Source organism: Streptomyces sp. NPDC023527 (assembly GCF_055560115.1).
Window position 1 is genome coordinate 113,112 of record NZ_JBVHJJ010000015.1, and the last position, 15,579, is coordinate 128,690.

Genomic DNA, 15,579 nt, shown 5'->3' on the forward strand with positions numbered 1-15,579 from the left:
GGCGGCGCGCACACGGTGGTGCCGACCGGCTTACCCACCGCCATCGTACGTGGGTAAGGGTCGCCTACCTGGGAAAGATCACAAGACGCGGGCGAGGATGTCCGGCCGTTATGTGCCGATAAGACGCGGTTCGTCAGCCCCTTGGACCCCACCGGGAAAGACGCCTCCCCCTAGGTCTTTGGTTCTAGGTCCACGCCCGGGCCGGGCCGCCCACCTGGACACCTCTCCCGACGGGATGGCCTGCCGACCGGTCAGGAGCGGAGGTAGGTGAGCACGGCCAGCACCCGCCGGTGATCCCCGTCACTCGGGGACAGCCCGAGCTTCTGGAAGATGTTGCTGACGTGCTTCTCCACCGCACCGTCGCTGACCACCAGCTGACGGGCGACAGCGGAATTCGTCCGTCCCTCGGCCATCAGTCCCAGGACCTCCCGCTCCCGCGGCGTCAGCCCGGCCAGCACGTCCTGCTTGCGGCTGCGGCCCAGCAACTGCGCGACCACCTCGGGGTCCAGGGCGGTGCCGCCGCGCGCGACGCGCACCACCGCGTCCACGAACTCCCGCACCTCCGCGACCCGGTCCTTCAGCAGATAGCCGACACCCCGGCTGCTGCCGGCCAGCAACTCGGTGGCGTACTGCTCCTCCACGTACTGCGAGAGCACCAGCACGCCCAACCCCGGGTGCTCCTTGCGCAGCTGCACGGCGGCCCGTACGCCCTCGTCGGTGTGGGTCGGCGGCATCCGGACGTCCGCGACCACCACATCCGGCAGGGCGTTCTCGTCCGCGAGCTCCTTGATGGCCTTGAGCAGCGCCTGCGCGTCGCCGACACCGGCCACGACGTCGTGCCCACGGTCGGTCAGCAGCCGGGTCAGGCCCTCCCGAAGAAGCACCGAATCCTCGGCGATGACCACCCGCACCCTGTCCTCCACGATCTCTCGGCCCCCCTGTCCCGGCGTCCCGCGCCGGGTTCGCTGCGACATCGACGAGCCAAGCATCGCAGCATTCGCCCCGGAGCACGGTGCGCTCCGGGGCGACGCGGGGTCGCGGCAGGCGTACGACGGGGGAGCGGCGCTCAGCCGCGCCAGGGCAGTTCCGCGGTCACGGTCGTCGGGCCGCCCGCGGGGGAGTCGATCACCAGCAGACCGTCGACCGAGCCCAGCCGCTCGGCCAGCCCGGCCAGCCCGCTGCCGGACTCGGTGGACGCGCCGCCCTTGCCGTCGTCGGTCACCTGGAGCATCAGACGGTTCGCCGACCGCCAGACGTCGACGCCGGCACTACGGGCCCGGCTGTGCTTGCTGATGTTCTGGAGCAGTTCGGAGACGGTGAAGTAGGCGATGCCCTCGATCGCCGCCGCGGGGCGGGCCGGCAGATCGACGTCGACCGTGACCGGCACGGTGCAGCGGGCGGCCAGCGCGGACAGCGCCGGGCCCAGACCCCGGTCGGTCAGGATCGCCGGGTGGATGCCGCGGGCGAGGTCGCGCAGCTCCTGGAGGGCGAGCTTCACCTCGCCGTGCGCCTCGTCGACCATCTTCGCCGCGGCCTCCGGGTCCTCCTCCAGCTTCTCCTTCGCCAGCCCCAGGTCCATGGCCAGCGCCACGAGCCGGGCCTGGGCGCCGTCGTGCAGGTCGCGCTCGATGCGGCGCAGGTCGGCGGCGGCGGTGTCGACGACCACGCCCCGGTCCTCCTCCAGCTCCCACACCCGGGTCGCGAGCCTCGACGGGCCCAGCAGACCGAGCACCAGCAGCCGGTCCACGTACGCCATGCCGCGGATGACCCACGGGGTGGCCAGGACCACGACCAGGCCGGCGGCGCTGGTGACACCGATCTCGAAGGGGTTGTCGACGTAGAGGGCGGTGCCGTCGGAGTCGCCGTAGATCTGCATGCCCGGCTGGCCCCAGAACCTCGGGTACATCCACGCGTACAGCGGATAGAGGAACACCGCCCAGCCGACGGCCCACAGGGTCAGCGACACGCAGAACGCGCCTATCGCCCACGGCATGTGCAGCAGCGAGTAGAGCAGGTGGCGCCAGGACGTCCCGCTCTTGAGCAGCGCCACCGTCCAGGCCATCGGGCCGCTGCGGCCCTTGGCGACGCGCACCGGCTCGGGGTCGGCGACCTCCAGGCGCAGCAGCGCCCGGGCCCGTACGCGCTCGACCGCGCCGATCCCGCGCGCCCCGGCGAGCGCCGCGGCCAGCACCGGGATGCCCAGGAAGGTGATCAGCAGGCCGACGCCGAGCGAGGCCATCGTGATCGCGTAGCTGAAGGTGACGACCGACACCGGAAGACTGAGCAGGAGATAGAGGAACTCGCGCCAGGTGCGGCCCTCCAGCGGTGCGCGCAGCACGGCGGGCACCCGATGGGCCGGGGGTGCGCTCGCCCGTCCGTCGTCCATGACCATCTCTTCGTCCGATCTCCAGGCTTCGCTTGTGCTTCCAGGCTCCCGGACGGCGACGCCCGGGACCATGGAGCGCGTCGGTGTCCTGGGGGTGGGGCTGTCCCTACCCCCGTTCGGTACGGGGCAGGTCAGCGCGGTGCGACCGGGCGGAGGCCGCCACTCGGACCGCCAGCGCTCAGCCCGCCGCCGCTCAGCCCACCGTCGCGCGGTCGCGCCACGGCAGCTCGGCCGTGACCACGGTCGGCCCGCCGACGGGGGAGTCCACGACGAACAGCCCGTCGACCGAGCCCAGCCGCTCGGCCAGCCCGGCCAGCCCCGTGCCGGAGTCCGTCGACGCGCCGCCGAGGCCGTCGTCGCGCACCTGGATCAGCAGCCGGTTCCCCTTGCGCCACAGCCAGATGTCCGCCGCGCGGGCCCGGCTGTGCTTGCTGATGTTCTGGAGCAGTTCGGAGACGGTGAAGTAGGCGATGCCCTCGATCGCGGGCGCCGGGCGGGCCGGCAGATCGACGTCGACCGTGACCGGCACGGTGCAGCGCGCCGCCACCGAGGACAGCGCCGCGTCCAGACCCCGGTCGGTGAGGACGGCCGGGTGGATGCCGCGGGCGAGGTCGCGCAGCTCCTGGAGGGCGAGCTTCACCTCGCCGTGCGCCTCGTCGACCATCTTCGCCGCGGCCTCCGGGTCCTCCAGCAGCTTCTCCTTCGCCAGGCCCAGGCCCATGGCCAGGGCCACCAGGCGGGCCTGGGCGCCGTCGTGGAGATCGCGCTCGATGCGGCGCAGGTCGGCGGCGGCGGTGTCGACGACCACGCCCCGGTCCTCCTCCAGCTCGGCGATCCGCCGCTCCAGCTCGCCGGACGGGCACAGCAGCCCGCGCACCATGGCCCGGTCCGCGTTCGTCAACGCCCGCGCCAGATAGCCCAGCACCGGCCAGCCGACGAAGAGCGCACACAGCGTGAGGGTGAAAGTGAGAACGCCCCATGGCAGTCGTATGAACGCGTACAGCGTGGAGCGCCAGGCCACGGGATCCTTCAGCGTCATCCACACCCAGGGGAAGAATCCGGGGTTCCGGCGCTGTCGCGACAGCGGGCTCGGCTCTTCGATCCGCACCCCCAGCAGCCGGCGCGCACGGTACCTCTCCCACCGGCCCAGCCCGCGCGACCCCATCAGCCCGGCGGCCAGCAGCGGCAGACCGATCACGGTGACGGACAGCAGGAGACCCGCGTACAGCCACAGCGCCACGTAGGTGAACGCGAGGATTCCGGCCGGAAGGTTGATCAGGAGGTGGCCGATCTCCCGCCACGTCCGCGCGTCGAAGGCGAAGCGGGCGGGAGGCAGCCGTTCGCCGTCGCGGGAGCCGTCGTCGGGTAGGTCGCCGTCGGTGGCATTCGCGGCTTTTCTGGGGGTACTGCTGGCGCTCATATCCCCAAGCCTGCCTGGCCGGGACGACCCGCCGCCATGGGGGCCGTGGGTGGGGAGGGGTGGGGATAACCCCACCAGGGCCTAGACTCCCGTGCGTACAGATCGTCGAACACGCGGGACAGGGAGCGAGGGGCGGACGTGCCGGAGGCCATCGTGCGCACCAGTAGTACCGATGCCCACGCCGGTGTTCACACCGGCGCCCAGATCGCGGCAGACTATTTCCAGGGCTATTCCGTGGTCGGCCTGCTCGCGGTCGTCGGCGTGCTCTTCGTCGCCGTCGCCTTCGCGTCCGGACGGCTGCTGCGGCCCGTGGTGCCGACCCCCGAGAAGCTGCTGACGTACGAATGCGGCGTCGACCCGGTCGGCGAAGGCTGGGCACACACCCAGGTCCGCTATTACGTCTACGCCTTCCTGTACGTGATCTTCGCTGTGGACTCGATCTTCCTGTTCCCCTGGGCGACGGTGTTCGCCGCGCCGGGGTTCGGTGGCGCGACGCTCGTGGAGATGTTCATCTTCCTCGGCTTCCTGGCCGTGGGCCTGTTGTACGCATGGAAGAAGGGCGTCCTGGAATGGACGTGACACCGCCCGTGGACCTGCCCGAGCCCCGCCGGCTCGGCGCCCTGGCCCGCCTCGCGCCCGAGCCGATGAAGGTGATCCTGAACTGGGGTCGCCGCTACAGCCTGTGGGTCTTCAACTTCGGCCTCGCCTGCTGCGCGATCGAGTTCATCGCGGCGTCCATGGCACGCCACGACTTCATCCGCCTCGGCGTCATCCCCTTCGCACCGGGCCCCCGCCAGGCGGACCTCATGATCGTCTCCGGCACGGTGACGGACAAGATGGCACCGGCGGTCAAGCGCCTGTACGAGCAGATGCCCGAGCCGAAGTACGTCATCTCCTTCGGCGCCTGCTCCAACTGCGGCGGCCCCTACTGGGACTCGTACTCCGTGACCAAGGGCGTCGACCAGATCATCCCCGTCGACGTCTACGTACCGGGCTGCCCGCCGCGCCCGGAGGCGCTGCTCCAGGGCATCCTCAAGCTCCAGGAGAAGATCGCGAAGGAGTCGCTGGGGGAGCGGTACGGCTCCGCCGGGGCCGGCACGCCCACGGCGGCGCTGCGGAGCGGCCTGGTGACGCCGCCGCCGACGCCGGGCGCGGGCGCCGCGGAGTCGGGAGAGACGGACCGATGAGCGAGCCGACGAACGAACCCGTCCCGCGGGCATCCGACGCGGACGAGCCCGCGGTGGCACCCGCCGTGGGCTGGCTGCCGCGTCCGGCCGCCGAACTGTTCGGCGAGGGCGCGAGCGCGGAGGAGGCGTACGAGCTCCTGACCGTCGACGTCCCCGCCGACGCGTGGCTGGCGGCTCTGGAAACGGCTCGCTCCGTGCTGGGCTGCACGTACTTCGACTGGCTGAGCGCCGTCGACGAACCCGGCACGGGCTTCCGGGTGTGCGCGCACGTCGCGGCGCTGCCGGGCGGACCCGGCGAGGGCACGGCGACGGGCGTACGGCGCCTGATCGTACGGACCACCGTGCCGCACGACGCGCCCGTCCTGCCCAGCGCGATCGGCGTCTACGCCGGGGCGGCCTGGCACGAGCGCGAGACGCACGAAATGTTCGGCGTGGACTTCACGGGCCACCCCCACCTCGTCCCCCTGCTGCTCCCCGAGGGCTTCGAGGGCCACCCGCTGCGCAAGGACTTCGTCCTGGCGGCACGGGTCGCGAAGGCGTGGCCGGGCGCGAAGGAACCGGGCGAGTCGGAACACGGCGGCCCGAAGCGCCGCCAAATGCTCCCCCCGGGCGTCCCCGACCCCAACGAATGGGGCCCCCTCAAGGGCCAACTCCCCCCAGCCCCCACCCGCCCCGCCCGCACGGCCCGCACCGCACCCCCGGCCGACCGCCCGGCGCGGCGTGCGCGCAGCGTGAGCGAGGGCTCGGCGAGCCAGGCGGCGGCGCCTGAGGTTCCGGGCGCGCCCGAGGCGGGGACACCCGCCCCGGCGAGGCGTTCCCGTAGTGCGGGCGAGGGCTCGGCGAGCCAGGCAGCGGAGGGAGCGGTGCCGACGCGCCGCACCCGTACCGCGGGCGAGGGTTCGGCGAGCCAGCAGGCGACGGCTTCTGACGCCCCGGCCCGGCGTGCCCGTACCGCGGGCGAAGACTCGGCCGGCCGGCAGGCATCGGCTCCCGAGGCTCCGGGCGCGCCCGAGCCGGGGGCAGCCGCACCCGCCCGGCGCACCCGAAGCGCGAGTGACGGCTCGGCGAGCCAGTCGGCGGCGGCACAGCCCGCGCCCGACCGCCCGCGCCCGGCCCCGCGCTCGTCCGACGCCCCCTGGCACCACGCCCGCCCGGCCTTCGACGACACAACAGCCGAACCCCAGCCCAAGCCGACGGCCGACACGCCCCCGCCCACCGCGGCCCCCCGAACGGACGAAGCCGCCGAGCCCGACGCGGGCGCGAAGCCCGAGCCGGGCGGCCCGGCCGACGCCCCCGCCGACCAGACCGATGAAGCCGCCCAGCCGGGCCCCCGCGCCCGAGCCGGTGCGGCCGGTCAGGCCGACGACGGCGCGGCCGCCCCGGCCGAGGTCACCCCCGGCGACCAGGCCGGCAACGCCCCGGCCGCCCCGGCCGACGAGCCCCCCGCCAAGTCCTCCAAAGCCGCCGGCCAGGCAAACGGCGAAGCCGCAAACCCCGACACCCCCGCCGGAGGCGACACCGCATGAGCGACACTCTCGACGTCGTGCTGCGCCTCCTCGCCGTGTTCGTCGTCTTCCTCGTGCTGCCGCTGGCGATCGGGCAGACCGAGCACAAGGTCATGGCGCACATGCAGGGGCGCCTCGGGCCCATGTACGCCGGTGGGTTCCACGGGTGGGCCCAGCTCCTCGCGGACGGGGTCAAGTTCGCGCAGAAAGAGGACGTCGTGCCCGCCGGCGCGGACCGGCGGATCTTTCAGCTCGCGCCCGCCGTCGCCCTGCTGCCGTACCTCCTCGTGCTCGTCGCCATCCCGATCGGGCCCGGCAACGCCGTCGGGCAGGTCATCGACGCCGGCATCTTCTTCGTGCTCGCCGTCATGGGCGTGGGCGTCCTCGGTTCGCTGATGGCCGGCTGGGCGTCGGCCAACAAGTTCTCGCTCCTCGGCGGGTTGCGCACCGCCGCCCAGCTGATGGCGTACGAGCTGCCGATGCTCCTCGCGGCCGCCTCGGTCGCCATGGCGGCGGGCACCCTCTCGCTGCCCGGCATCGTGGACGCCTTCCACTGGTGGTGGGTGCCCTGGCAGATCGTCGGCGGGCTCGTCTTCTTCGTCGCCGGCCTGGCCGAGCTGCAACGCCCGCCGTTCGACATGCCCGTCGCCGACTCCGAGATCATCTTCGGCGCGTACACCGAGTACACCGGCCTGCGCTTCGCCCTCTTCCTGCTCTCCGAGTACGCCGGCATCGTCGTACTCTGCGGCCTCACCACCGTCCTCTTCCTCGGCGGCTGGCACGGCCCCTTCGGGGCCGACGGCCTCGGCTGGCTGTGGACGCTGCTCAAGGCGGCCGTGCTCGCCTTCGTGGTGATCTGGCTGCGCGTGACCTATCCCCGGCTCCGCGAGGACCAGCTCCAGAAGCTGGCCTGGACCGTTCTCATTCCGCTCGCCCTGGCGCAGATCGCGCTGACCGGCATCGTCAAGGTGGTGATCCAGTAGTGCCGATCCCCGGCTCCGGCCTCGCCAAGGGCCTCGCCGTCACCCTCCGCACGATGACGAAGCGCACCGTCACGGCCCAGTACCCGGACGTCCAGCCCGAGCTCCCGCCCCGCACGCGCGGTGTGATCGGCCTGTTCGAGGAGAACTGCACGGTCTGCATGCTGTGCGCCCGCGAGTGCCCGGACTGGTGCATCTACATCGACTCCCACAAGGAGACCGTGCCCCCGGCCGCCCCCGGCGGCCGCGAGCGCAGCCGGAACGTCCTCGACCGCTTCGCGATCGACTTCTCCCTGTGCATGTACTGCGGCATCTGCATCGAGGTCTGCCCCTTCGACGCGCTCTTCTGGTCCCCGGAATTCGAGTACGCCGAGACCGACATCCACGACCTCACCCACGAGCGCGACAAGCTCCGCGAGTGGATGTGGACCGTGCCCGAGCCGCCCGCGCTCGACCCCGCGGCCGAGGAGCCGAAGGAGATCGCGGCGGCCCGTAAGACGGCGGAGAAGCTGGCCGCCCAGCAGGCGGCCGAGCAGGAGAAGGAGGGCGACGCATGAGCGGCACCGCGGTGCTCGCCGCCCAGACGCAGGGCTTCCTCTCCACCTCCGGCGTCGAGATCGCCTTCCTCCTCGTCGGCCTCGTCACCTTCGGCGCGGCCCTCGTCACCGTCACCACCAAGCAGCTGGTGCACGCCGCCCTCTGGCTGGTCGTGACCCTCGGCGGGCTCGCCGTGGAGTTCCTCCTGCTGACCGCGGAGTTCATCGCCTGGGTGCAGGTGCTGATCTACGTCGGCTCCGTCGTCGTCCTCCTCCTCTTCGGGCTGATGCTCACCAAGGCCCCCATCGGCCGCTCCCCGGACGCCGACTCGGGCAACCGCTGGGCCGCCCTGGGGGTCGCCGTCGCCGCGGCCGGCGCCCTCGTCTGGGTGGTCGTCGACGCCTTCCGTACGACCTGGATCGGCCTCGGCGGCGCACCGCAGGGTTCCACCAAGGTCTCCGGAGAGATCCTCTTCCGGCACTGGGTGCTGCCCTTCGAGGCGCTCTCCGTGCTGCTGCTCGCGGCCCTCGTCGGCGCGATCGTGCTCTCCCGGAAGAGCGACAAGGACGCCAAGGTCGCGAAGGGGGTCAAGGGCTGATGCATCTCGTCTACCCCGCCGTGCTCGCCGCGCTCCTCTTCTGCACCGGCCTCTACGGCGTCCTCGCCCGGCGCAACGCCATCCTCGTCCTGATGTCCGTCGAGCTGATGCTCAACGCCGTCAACCTCAACCTCGTCGCCTTCGACGTGTGGCTGCGCGACGAGCTCCACGCCGGCCAGGCGCTCACCCTGTTCATCATCGCCATCGCCGCCGCCGAGATCGGCATCGGCCTGGCCATCGTGCTGCTCGTGTACCGCAACCGCGGCACCGCCGACATCGACCGGCTCCGCGACCTCAGCGCCGACGAGCACCCACCCCGACGCGCTGACCGCGAGGAAAAGGCGGAGGCCGCCGCGTGACGACCACGACCACCGCCGTACTCGTCCCCCTCCTGCCCTTCCTCGGCGCCGTCGCCGGGCTGCTGCTCGGCCGCCGCGCGCCCGGGTTCGTACGGCCCCTCGCCGTCCTGCCGACCCTCGCCGCGGCCGTGCTCGCCGTCGTCGTCGCCTGCCGGCAGGGCGGCGGCACCGGCTCCGGCGAGGCCGTCGACGCGGCCACCCGCCTCACCCCGACCGGCTCCGTGCCGATCGACCTGGCCCTGCACCTGGACGGCTTCGCCGTCCTCGTCGCGGTGCTCGTCGGCACCGTCGCGACCTGCGTCCAGCTCTACTCGACCGCCTATCTGCGCGACGACCCCCGCTACCCCTCCTACGCGGCCCTCGTCTCCCTCTTCACCTCCGCGATGCTGCTCGTCGTCTACACCGGCGACCTGATGGTGCTGCTGGTCGGCTGGGAGATCATGGGCATCTGCTCGTACTTCCTGGTCGGCCACTACTGGGAGACCGAGGCCGCCCGCGCCGCCTCCCTCAAGGCGTTCCTGGTCACCAAGCTCGGCGACGTCCCCTTCCTGATCGGCATCCTGGCGCTCGCCGCCGACGCCGGGACCTTCCGGATCAACGGCATCCTCAGCGCCGCCGCCTCCGGCGACATCGCCCACCCCACGCTGATCGCGCTGCTGCTCCTGGCGGGGGTCGCGGGCAAGTCCGCGCAGTTCCCGCTGCACACCTGGCTGCCCGACGCGATGGCCGGCCCCACGCCCGTCTCCGCGCTGATCCACGCCGCGACGATGGTCGCGGCCGGCGTCTACTTCATCGCCCGGCTCCTCCCCGTCTTCGCCGCCTCCACGGCGGCGCTGGTCGTGCTGGCCGTGATGGCCGCCGTCACGATGGTGGGCTCGGCGCTCGCCGCGCTCGCCCAGGACGACATCAAACGCGTCCTCGCCTACTCGACCGTCGGCCAGCTCGGCTACATGACCGGTGCCCTCGCCGTCGGAAACCGCGACGCCGCCGTCTTCCACCTCATCACCCACGGCGCGTTCAAGGCCCTCCTCTTCCTCGGGGCAGGCGTGATCATCCACGCCGCCGGTACGAACTCGCTCGCCGCCATGGCCCGGACCGGCGGGCTCGCCAAGCGCATCCCCGACGCGTACTGGACGATGACCGTCGCCCTCCTCGCGCTCGCCGCGATCCCGCCCTTCAGCGGCTTCTTCTCCAAGGAGGCCGTCCTCGGCGCCGCCGAGCACGCCGCCACCGGCGACGCGGCCGGCATCCCGGGCGCGGCCGGCTGGACCGTCCTCGCCGCCGGGCTCGTCACCGCCGTGCTCACCGCCGGCTACGCCACCCGCCTGTGGCTGCTGGCCTTCCACGGCAAGGGCGCCGAGGCCCCCTCCCACGGCCGGGAACCGGTCGCCATGAACGCCGTCCTGTGGGTGCTGGCCCTCCCCGCCCTCGGGCTCGGCCTCGCCGCCTGGAAACTCCCCGACTGGTTCGACGGGCGCTCCCTCACCCCGACCCTCACCACCTCCGTCCTCGGCACCGGCGCCGCCCTCATCGGCGCGCTCCTCACCTACGCGGCCTGGCGGCGCACCGCCGTCCTCGCCGCCCGTACGCCCATGGGCGCCGTCGCCGCCGACCCCGACGCCTCCCCGGCGGTCTCCGAGGAGGAAGCCATCGCCAGCCACGAGGCCGTCTACGGACACATCGCCTCCGCGCCCGACCCGGCCGACCCCGGCCGCCTCCTCCTCGGCCCCCTGCACCGGCACGCCGCGGCCGGCTTCCACCTCGACGCCGTCTACCGGACCGTGTTCGTCCGGCCCGTACGCGACGCCGCCCGGCTCGCGCACTTCCTCGACCGCGAGGTCGTCGACACCTACGTACGCGGCGCGGCGACCGCCCCCGGCCTCCTCGGCGCCGCCGTCCGCCGCGCGCAGACCGGCAACGTGCAGACCTATCTCGGCGCCCTGCTCGCCGGCTCCGTCGTCCTGGCCGTCACCGCCGTGCTCGTAGCCACCGGAGCCTGACCGTGAATCACACCGCCATGCAGTACCTCCTCGCGGGCATCGTCGTCCTCCCCCTCCTCGGCGCCGTCGCCGCCCTGCTCCCGGCCCCGCCCGGCCTCAAGGGCAGCGGCCCCGACCAGGCCGTGCTCCGCCACGGCGTCACCGTCACCGGCCTGGTCCTGGCGCTGTCCATCGCCCTCGCCGCCGGCTTCGACCACGACCGCCCGGCGCGGATGCAGGCGACCACCGACATCAGCTGGATCCCGGCCCTCGGCACCCGGATCCACCTCGGCGTGGACGGCGTCTCGCTCCCCCTCCTCGTCCTGACCGCGCTGCTGACCTTCCTCTGCGCGCTCTACAGCTACCGAAAAATGCCCGCGGGCCCGTCTCCCAAGGCATTCGTCGCGCTGATCCTCGTCCTGGAGTCCGGCACCCTCGCGAGCTTCGCCGTCCTCGATCTGGTGCTGTTCTTCCTGGCCTTCGAGATGGTCCTCATCCCGATGTACTTCCTCATCGCCCGCTGGGGCGGCGAAGGCAGGGAGCGCGCCGCCTGGCGGTTCATCCTCTACACCCTGCTCGGCTCCGTCGTGATGCTGCTCGGCCTCCTCCTCATCGGCATCAAGGGCGGCACCTTCGACATGGTGGCACTCGCCACTGACAACGGCTCGAAGCTCAGCCACACCACCCAGCTCGTCGCGGTCCTGGCCATCGGCGTCGGACTGGCCGTCAAGGCCCCGATGTGGCCCCTGCACAGCTGGCTCCCCGACGCCCACACCGCCGCCCCCACGGTCGGCTCGGTGCTCCTCGCGGGCGTCCTGCTGAAGATGGGCACGTACGGGTTCGTGCGCATCGTCCTGCCCATCGCCCCCGACGGCGCCCACACCTTCGCGCCCTACCTCGCCGCGTTCGCCGTCGTCGGCATCATCTACGGCTCCCTGGTCTGCCTCTCGCTCGCCCGCACCGGCGGCAAGGGCGACCTCAAGCGGCTCATCGCCTACTCCTCCGTCGGCCACATGGGCTTCGTCCTGCTCGGCATCGCCACGATGACCCCCACCGGCGTCAACGGCGCGCTCTTCGCCAACATCGCCCACGGCCTCATCACCGGCCTGCTGTTCTTCCTGGTCGGCGCGGTCAAGGACCGCTACGGCACCAGCGACCTCGACACCCTCTCCGGCGCCACCGGCGCCGCCCTCTACGGCCGGGCACCCCGCCTCGGCGGCCTCCTCGCCTTCGGCGCGGTCGCCTCTCTCGGGCTGCCCGGACTCGCCGGGTTCTGGGGCGAGATGCTCGCGATGCTCGGCTCGTTCCGCCCCGCCGACGGGCTCAGCCGCCCCGCCTTCCTCACCTTCATGGCCCTGGCCGGCTTCGGCACGCTGCTCACCGCCGCGTACATGCTCGTCGTCGTACGCCGCGTCTGCATGGGCGGCGACGGCGAGGGCCGGCCCGCCCACGAACACGAGCCCGCCCTGCCCGACGTCCAGACGTACGAATTCGCCGCCTGGACCCCCCTCGTGGCCCTCACCGTCCTCGCCGGACTCTGGCCCGCGGCCCTCCTCGGCCTCACCGACCCGGCCGTTCAGCAGCTCCTCCGAGGAGGCAACTGATGGGCTCCCTGGTCCAGTCCGTCGACTGGCTCGCCATCGCCCCGCCCACCGTCACCGCCGTGGTGGCGCTCGTCATCCTGGTCGCCGACCTCTTCCTGCCCGAGGGCCGCAAGCCCCTCCTCGGCAAGGTCGCGATCGGGGGACTGCTGCTGGCCGGGCTGTCCCTGCTGCCGCTGCTCGACGGCGACCGCTCCACCTTCTGCCTGACGTCCGGCACGCGCGCGTGCAGCTACACGGCGGACCACTTCACGCTCGTCATCCAGTTCCTGGTGCTGGGCGGGGCGCTGCTGACGGCGCTGCTGTCCATCAGCGACCTCGCGGACTTCAAACTTCCTGCGGGGGAGTACTGGTTCCTGCTGCTGTCCTCCGCCGCCGGCGCCGCCCTGCTGCCCGCCTCCCGGGACCTCGCGACCCTCGTCGTCGCCCTCGAAGTGGCCTCCCTGCCCGCCTTCGCCCTGGTCGGCCTGCGGCGCGGCGACCGCCGCTCCTCCGAGGCGGCGCTGAAGTTCTTCCTGTCGTCGGTCACCGCGACTGCCGTCATGCTGCTGGGCGTCAGCTTCGTCTACGCCGCCACCGGCACCCTCCACCTCACCCAGGTGGCCGAGGCCCTCACCCACGTCGACCCGCGCCTGGCCACCCTCGCGCAGGCGGGCGTCGCCCTCACCCTCGTCGGCTTCGCCTTCAAGACCGCGGCCGTGCCCTTCCACTTCTGGGTGCCCGACACCTACGTCGGCGCGCCGCTGCCCATCGCGGCCTACCTCTCCGTCGTCGGCAAGGCCGTCGGCTTCACCGGGCTCATCCTGGTGACCGTCGTCGGCTTCCCCTCGTACGCCGACGTGTGGGGCCCGGCGCTCGCCGTGCTCGCCGCCCTCACCATGACCGTCGGCAACGTCGGCGCGCTGCGCCAGCGCCCCGAGCGCGCCCACAGCGCCGTACGGCTGCTCGCCTGGTCCTCGGTCGGCCAGGCCGGCTATCTGCTGGTGCCGCTGGCGGCCGCCGGATACGCCGACGACCCGGCGCACGCCGTCGGCTCCACCGTGGCGTACGCGCTGATGTACGCGGCCGTGAACCTCGGCGCCTTCGCCGTCGCCGCGCTCGTCGCCCGTACGAGCCCGGACCACCGGATCACCGACTACCGCGGCCTCTACGCCCGCCGCCCGCTCGCCGCGCTCGCCCTGGGCTTCTTCCTGCTCTGCCTGGCCGGCCTGCCGCCGGGCATCATCGGCCTGTTCGCCAAGGTCACCGTCTTCTCGGCGGCCGTCGACGCGGGCCTGGGCTGGCTCGCGGTGGTCATGGCACTCAACGTGGTGATCGCCCTGTACTACTACCTCCAGTGGACGGCGACCCTCTTCCGCCCGGCGGACGAGACGGCCGGGACGGATGAAGCGGCCGGGGTGCGGACCGCTCGCGTCCCCGTCCCCCTGGCCGCCGCCGTCGCCCTCGCGGCGGCCGCCGGCGTCGCCCTGTCGGGCGCCCCGCAGCTCGTCCTGCGCTTCGCCTCGGGCGCGTTGCTGTAGCCCGTATCACCCGTACGGCCCAGACCGCCCTCGCGTGCACAAGGGAACTAGCTGCCTTCATCTGGCGTTGGCCAGTACGGAAGGTTCCACTGGAGCGTGGAAGCGCCACCAGCAAAAAGGGTTCCCCTGCCGCACCATTTGGAGGGCGTACCGTGCACCGCCGGCACAACGGGCTCAGGACCGCCGCCCTCCTCGGAGGGCTGTCCGCGCTCATCATCGTCATCGGCAGCCTCTTCGGGCGTACGGGCCTGATCGTCGCCGTCGTGGTGGCCCTGGGCACCAATGCCTACGCCTATTGGAACAGCGACAAGCTGGCCCTGCGGGCGATGCGCGCCAGGCCCGTCAGCGAATTCGAGGCACCCGAGCTCTACCGCATGGTGCGCGAGCTCTCCACGGCCGCCCGCCGGCCGATGCCGCGGCTGTACATCTCCCCGACCGAGGCGCCCAACGCGTTCGCGACGGGCCGCAATCCGCGCAACGCCGCCGTCTGCTGCACCGACGGCATCCTGCGCCTCCTCGACGAGCGCGAGCTGCGCGGCGTCATCGGCCACGAGCTCAGCCACGTCTACAACCGCGACATCCTCATCTCCTCGATCGCGGGCGCCCTCGCGTCGGTGGTGATGTTCCTGGTGAACTTCGCCTGGCTGGTCCCCTTCGGCAGATCGGAGGACGACGAGGGCCCCGGCCTCATCGGCATGATCATGATCATGCTGCTGGGCCCGATCGCCGCCTCCCTCATCCAACTGGCCGTCAGCCGCTCCCGGGAGTACGAGGCCGACGCCTCCGGGGCCCGCCTCACCGGCGACCCCCTCGCCCTCGCCTCGGCCCTGCGCAAGCTGGAGGCGGGCACCCAGCGGCTCCCGCTGCCCCCTGAGCCCCGCATCGAGACCGCGAGCCACATGATGATCGCGAACCCGTTCCGCGCCGGTGAGGGCATGTCCAAGCTCTTCTCCACGCACCCGCCGATGGCCGAGCGCGTCCAGCGCCTGGAGCGGATGGCGGGCCACCGCTCGTAGGCCGGCGGCCGACTAGGACAGCACCGGGATGACCTCGAGCTGCTGGAGGAACGCGAGCAGGTCCTTGTCCGACCACTTCTCCACCAGCTTGCCGTTCTCGATCCGGTGGATCACCGTCGCCGTCATCTCGACCGTGTTCCCCGTCGCGGGGATGCCCGGCAGGTCCTTCTCGTGCGTGCCCCGGCACACCAGCCGGGTCACCACCTTGTCGCCTTCCGCGATCTGGTCCTGGATCTCATGCGTCCCCGGCGTCGACTCCCAGAACATGCGGAACGCCTTCTTGAGCCCCTCCAGACCGGGCTCGATCCCCGGAAACGGCGCGGGCGTGTGGTCGAGGTAGTCCGGGGACACGAGCTCGTCCAGAACGGCCAGGTTGCCCTCGTCGATCTGCTCGTAGAAGCGACGGACGAGCCTCTTGTTCTCCTCGGTGGACATGGGCGCCTGCCTTCGCACTCGATGCGGGGGTGTCGATCATCCTGTGGTCACACAAA

Annotated in this window: 15 protein-coding genes; 11 read left to right on the forward strand and 4 right to left on the reverse strand. The window is 72.5% G+C overall.

The window, feature by feature from the left end; all coding sequences use genetic code 11:
• Positions 1-251 precede the first annotated feature (251 nt).
• From ACZ303_RS27170 to ACZ303_RS27180, 3 genes are all read right to left on the reverse strand, one after another.
• Positions 252-923, reverse strand: coding sequence for a response regulator (locus ACZ303_RS27170; protein WP_467343107.1), 672 nt, complete (start codon positions 921-923; stop codon positions 252-254).
• A gap of 143 nt (positions 924-1,066) precedes the next feature.
• A complete protein-coding gene (locus ACZ303_RS27175) occupies positions 1,067-2,386 on the reverse strand; it encodes a sensor histidine kinase (protein WP_467343108.1) in 1,320 nt (439 codons plus the stop codon).
• 193 nt (positions 2,387-2,579) lie between these two features.
• Positions 2,580-3,806 carry a sensor histidine kinase gene (locus tag ACZ303_RS27180; RefSeq protein WP_467343109.1) on the reverse strand — a complete coding sequence of 409 codons (1,227 nt, stop codon included), beginning with the start codon at positions 3,804-3,806 and terminating at the stop codon, positions 2,580-2,582.
• Between the two features lie 153 nt (positions 3,807-3,959).
• Here ACZ303_RS27180 and ACZ303_RS27185 point away from each other — a divergent pair, with 153 nt between their 5' ends.
• The 11 genes from ACZ303_RS27185 to htpX all read left to right on the forward strand — a co-directional run bounded on the left by ACZ303_RS27185 (position 3,960) and on the right by htpX (position 15,088).
• Positions 3,960-4,385, forward strand: a complete 426-nt coding sequence (locus tag ACZ303_RS27185; RefSeq protein ID WP_467343110.1) for an NADH-quinone oxidoreductase subunit A — start codon at positions 3,960-3,962, stop codon at positions 4,383-4,385.
• Complete coding sequence (locus ACZ303_RS27190) at positions 4,376-4,993, forward strand: NADH-quinone oxidoreductase subunit B (protein ID WP_467343111.1); 618 nt, start codon at positions 4,376-4,378, stop codon at positions 4,991-4,993. The genes ACZ303_RS27185 and ACZ303_RS27190 overlap by 10 nt, the downstream gene beginning before the upstream one ends.
• A complete protein-coding gene (locus ACZ303_RS27195) occupies positions 4,990-6,519 on the forward strand; it encodes an NADH-quinone oxidoreductase subunit C (protein WP_467343112.1) in 1,530 nt (509 codons plus the stop codon). Before ACZ303_RS27190 ends, ACZ303_RS27195 begins: the two co-directional genes overlap by 4 nt.
• Positions 6,516-7,481, forward strand: coding sequence for a complex I subunit 1/NuoH family protein (locus ACZ303_RS27200; protein WP_467343113.1), 966 nt, complete (start codon positions 6,516-6,518; stop codon positions 7,479-7,481). The genes ACZ303_RS27195 and ACZ303_RS27200 overlap by 4 nt, the downstream gene beginning before the upstream one ends.
• Before the next feature lie 53 nt (positions 7,482-7,534).
• On the forward strand, positions 7,535-8,035 hold the full coding sequence (locus tag ACZ303_RS27205) for a NuoI/complex I 23 kDa subunit family protein (protein ID WP_467343197.1): 501 nt from the start codon (positions 7,535-7,537) through the stop codon (positions 8,033-8,035).
• Positions 8,032-8,613: an NADH-quinone oxidoreductase subunit J family protein gene (locus ACZ303_RS27210; protein WP_467343114.1), complete on the forward strand. Its 582-nt coding sequence runs from the start codon at positions 8,032-8,034 to the stop codon at positions 8,611-8,613. Before ACZ303_RS27205 ends, ACZ303_RS27210 begins: the two co-directional genes overlap by 4 nt.
• The gene (nuoK, locus tag ACZ303_RS27215) at positions 8,613-8,972 is read left to right on the forward strand and encodes an NADH-quinone oxidoreductase subunit NuoK (RefSeq protein ID WP_467343115.1); all 360 of its coding nucleotides are present in this window, start codon (positions 8,613-8,615) and stop codon (positions 8,970-8,972) included. The genes ACZ303_RS27210 and nuoK overlap by 1 nt, the downstream gene beginning before the upstream one ends.
• On the forward strand, positions 8,969-10,972 hold the full coding sequence (locus ACZ303_RS27220) for an NADH-quinone oxidoreductase subunit 5 family protein (protein WP_467343116.1): 2,004 nt from the start codon (positions 8,969-8,971) through the stop codon (positions 10,970-10,972). Before nuoK ends, ACZ303_RS27220 begins: the two co-directional genes overlap by 4 nt.
• 17 nt (positions 10,973-10,989) lie before the next feature.
• A complete protein-coding gene (locus tag ACZ303_RS27225; protein WP_467343198.1) occupies positions 10,990-12,555 on the forward strand; it encodes a complex I subunit 4 family protein in 1,566 nt (521 codons plus the stop codon).
• Positions 12,555-14,072 (forward strand): NADH-quinone oxidoreductase subunit N, encoded by a 1,518-nt coding sequence (locus ACZ303_RS27230; protein WP_467343117.1) that lies wholly within the window; start codon positions 12,555-12,557, stop codon positions 14,070-14,072. Before ACZ303_RS27225 ends, ACZ303_RS27230 begins: the two co-directional genes overlap by 1 nt.
• Before the next feature lie 152 nt (positions 14,073-14,224).
• Entirely contained in the window at positions 14,225-15,088 is an 864-nt protein-coding gene (gene htpX, locus ACZ303_RS27235; RefSeq protein ID WP_467343118.1) for a zinc metalloprotease HtpX, read from the forward strand.
• Between the two features lie 12 nt (positions 15,089-15,100).
• Here the strand turns inward: htpX and ACZ303_RS27240 are convergent, their stop codons facing one another.
• Positions 15,101-15,523, reverse strand: a complete 423-nt coding sequence (locus tag ACZ303_RS27240) for an ester cyclase (protein ID WP_467343119.1) — start codon at positions 15,521-15,523, stop codon at positions 15,101-15,103.
• Positions 15,524-15,579 lie beyond the last annotated feature (56 nt).

Bases quoted from the DNA above. Each gene is read 5' to 3' on its own strand.
- ACZ303_RS27175 (WP_467343108.1), bottom strand. From the start codon at position 2,386: ATGGACGACGGACGGGCGAGCGCACCCCCGGCCCATCGGGTGCCCGCC.
- ACZ303_RS27180 (WP_467343109.1), bottom strand. From the start codon at position 3,806: ATGAGCGCCAGCAGTACCCCCAGAAAAGCCGCGAATGCCACCGACGGC.
- ACZ303_RS27190 (WP_467343111.1), top strand. From the start codon at position 4,376: ATGGACGTGACACCGCCCGTGGACCTGCCCGAGCCCCGCCGGCTCGGC.
- ACZ303_RS27195 (WP_467343112.1), top strand. From the start codon at position 4,990: ATGAGCGAGCCGACGAACGAACCCGTCCCGCGGGCATCCGACGCGGAC.
- ACZ303_RS27200 (WP_467343113.1), top strand. From the start codon at position 6,516: ATGAGCGACACTCTCGACGTCGTGCTGCGCCTCCTCGCCGTGTTCGTC.
- ACZ303_RS27205 (WP_467343197.1), top strand. From the start codon at position 7,535: ATGACGAAGCGCACCGTCACGGCCCAGTACCCGGACGTCCAGCCCGAG.
- ACZ303_RS27210 (WP_467343114.1), top strand. From the start codon at position 8,032: ATGAGCGGCACCGCGGTGCTCGCCGCCCAGACGCAGGGCTTCCTCTCC.
- nuoK (WP_467343115.1), top strand. From the start codon at position 8,613: ATGCATCTCGTCTACCCCGCCGTGCTCGCCGCGCTCCTCTTCTGCACC.
- ACZ303_RS27225 (WP_467343198.1), top strand. From the start codon at position 10,990: ATGCAGTACCTCCTCGCGGGCATCGTCGTCCTCCCCCTCCTCGGCGCC.
- ACZ303_RS27230 (WP_467343117.1), top strand. From the start codon at position 12,555: ATGGGCTCCCTGGTCCAGTCCGTCGACTGGCTCGCCATCGCCCCGCCC.
- ACZ303_RS27240 (WP_467343119.1), bottom strand. From the start codon at position 15,523: ATGTCCACCGAGGAGAACAAGAGGCTCGTCCGTCGCTTCTACGAGCAG.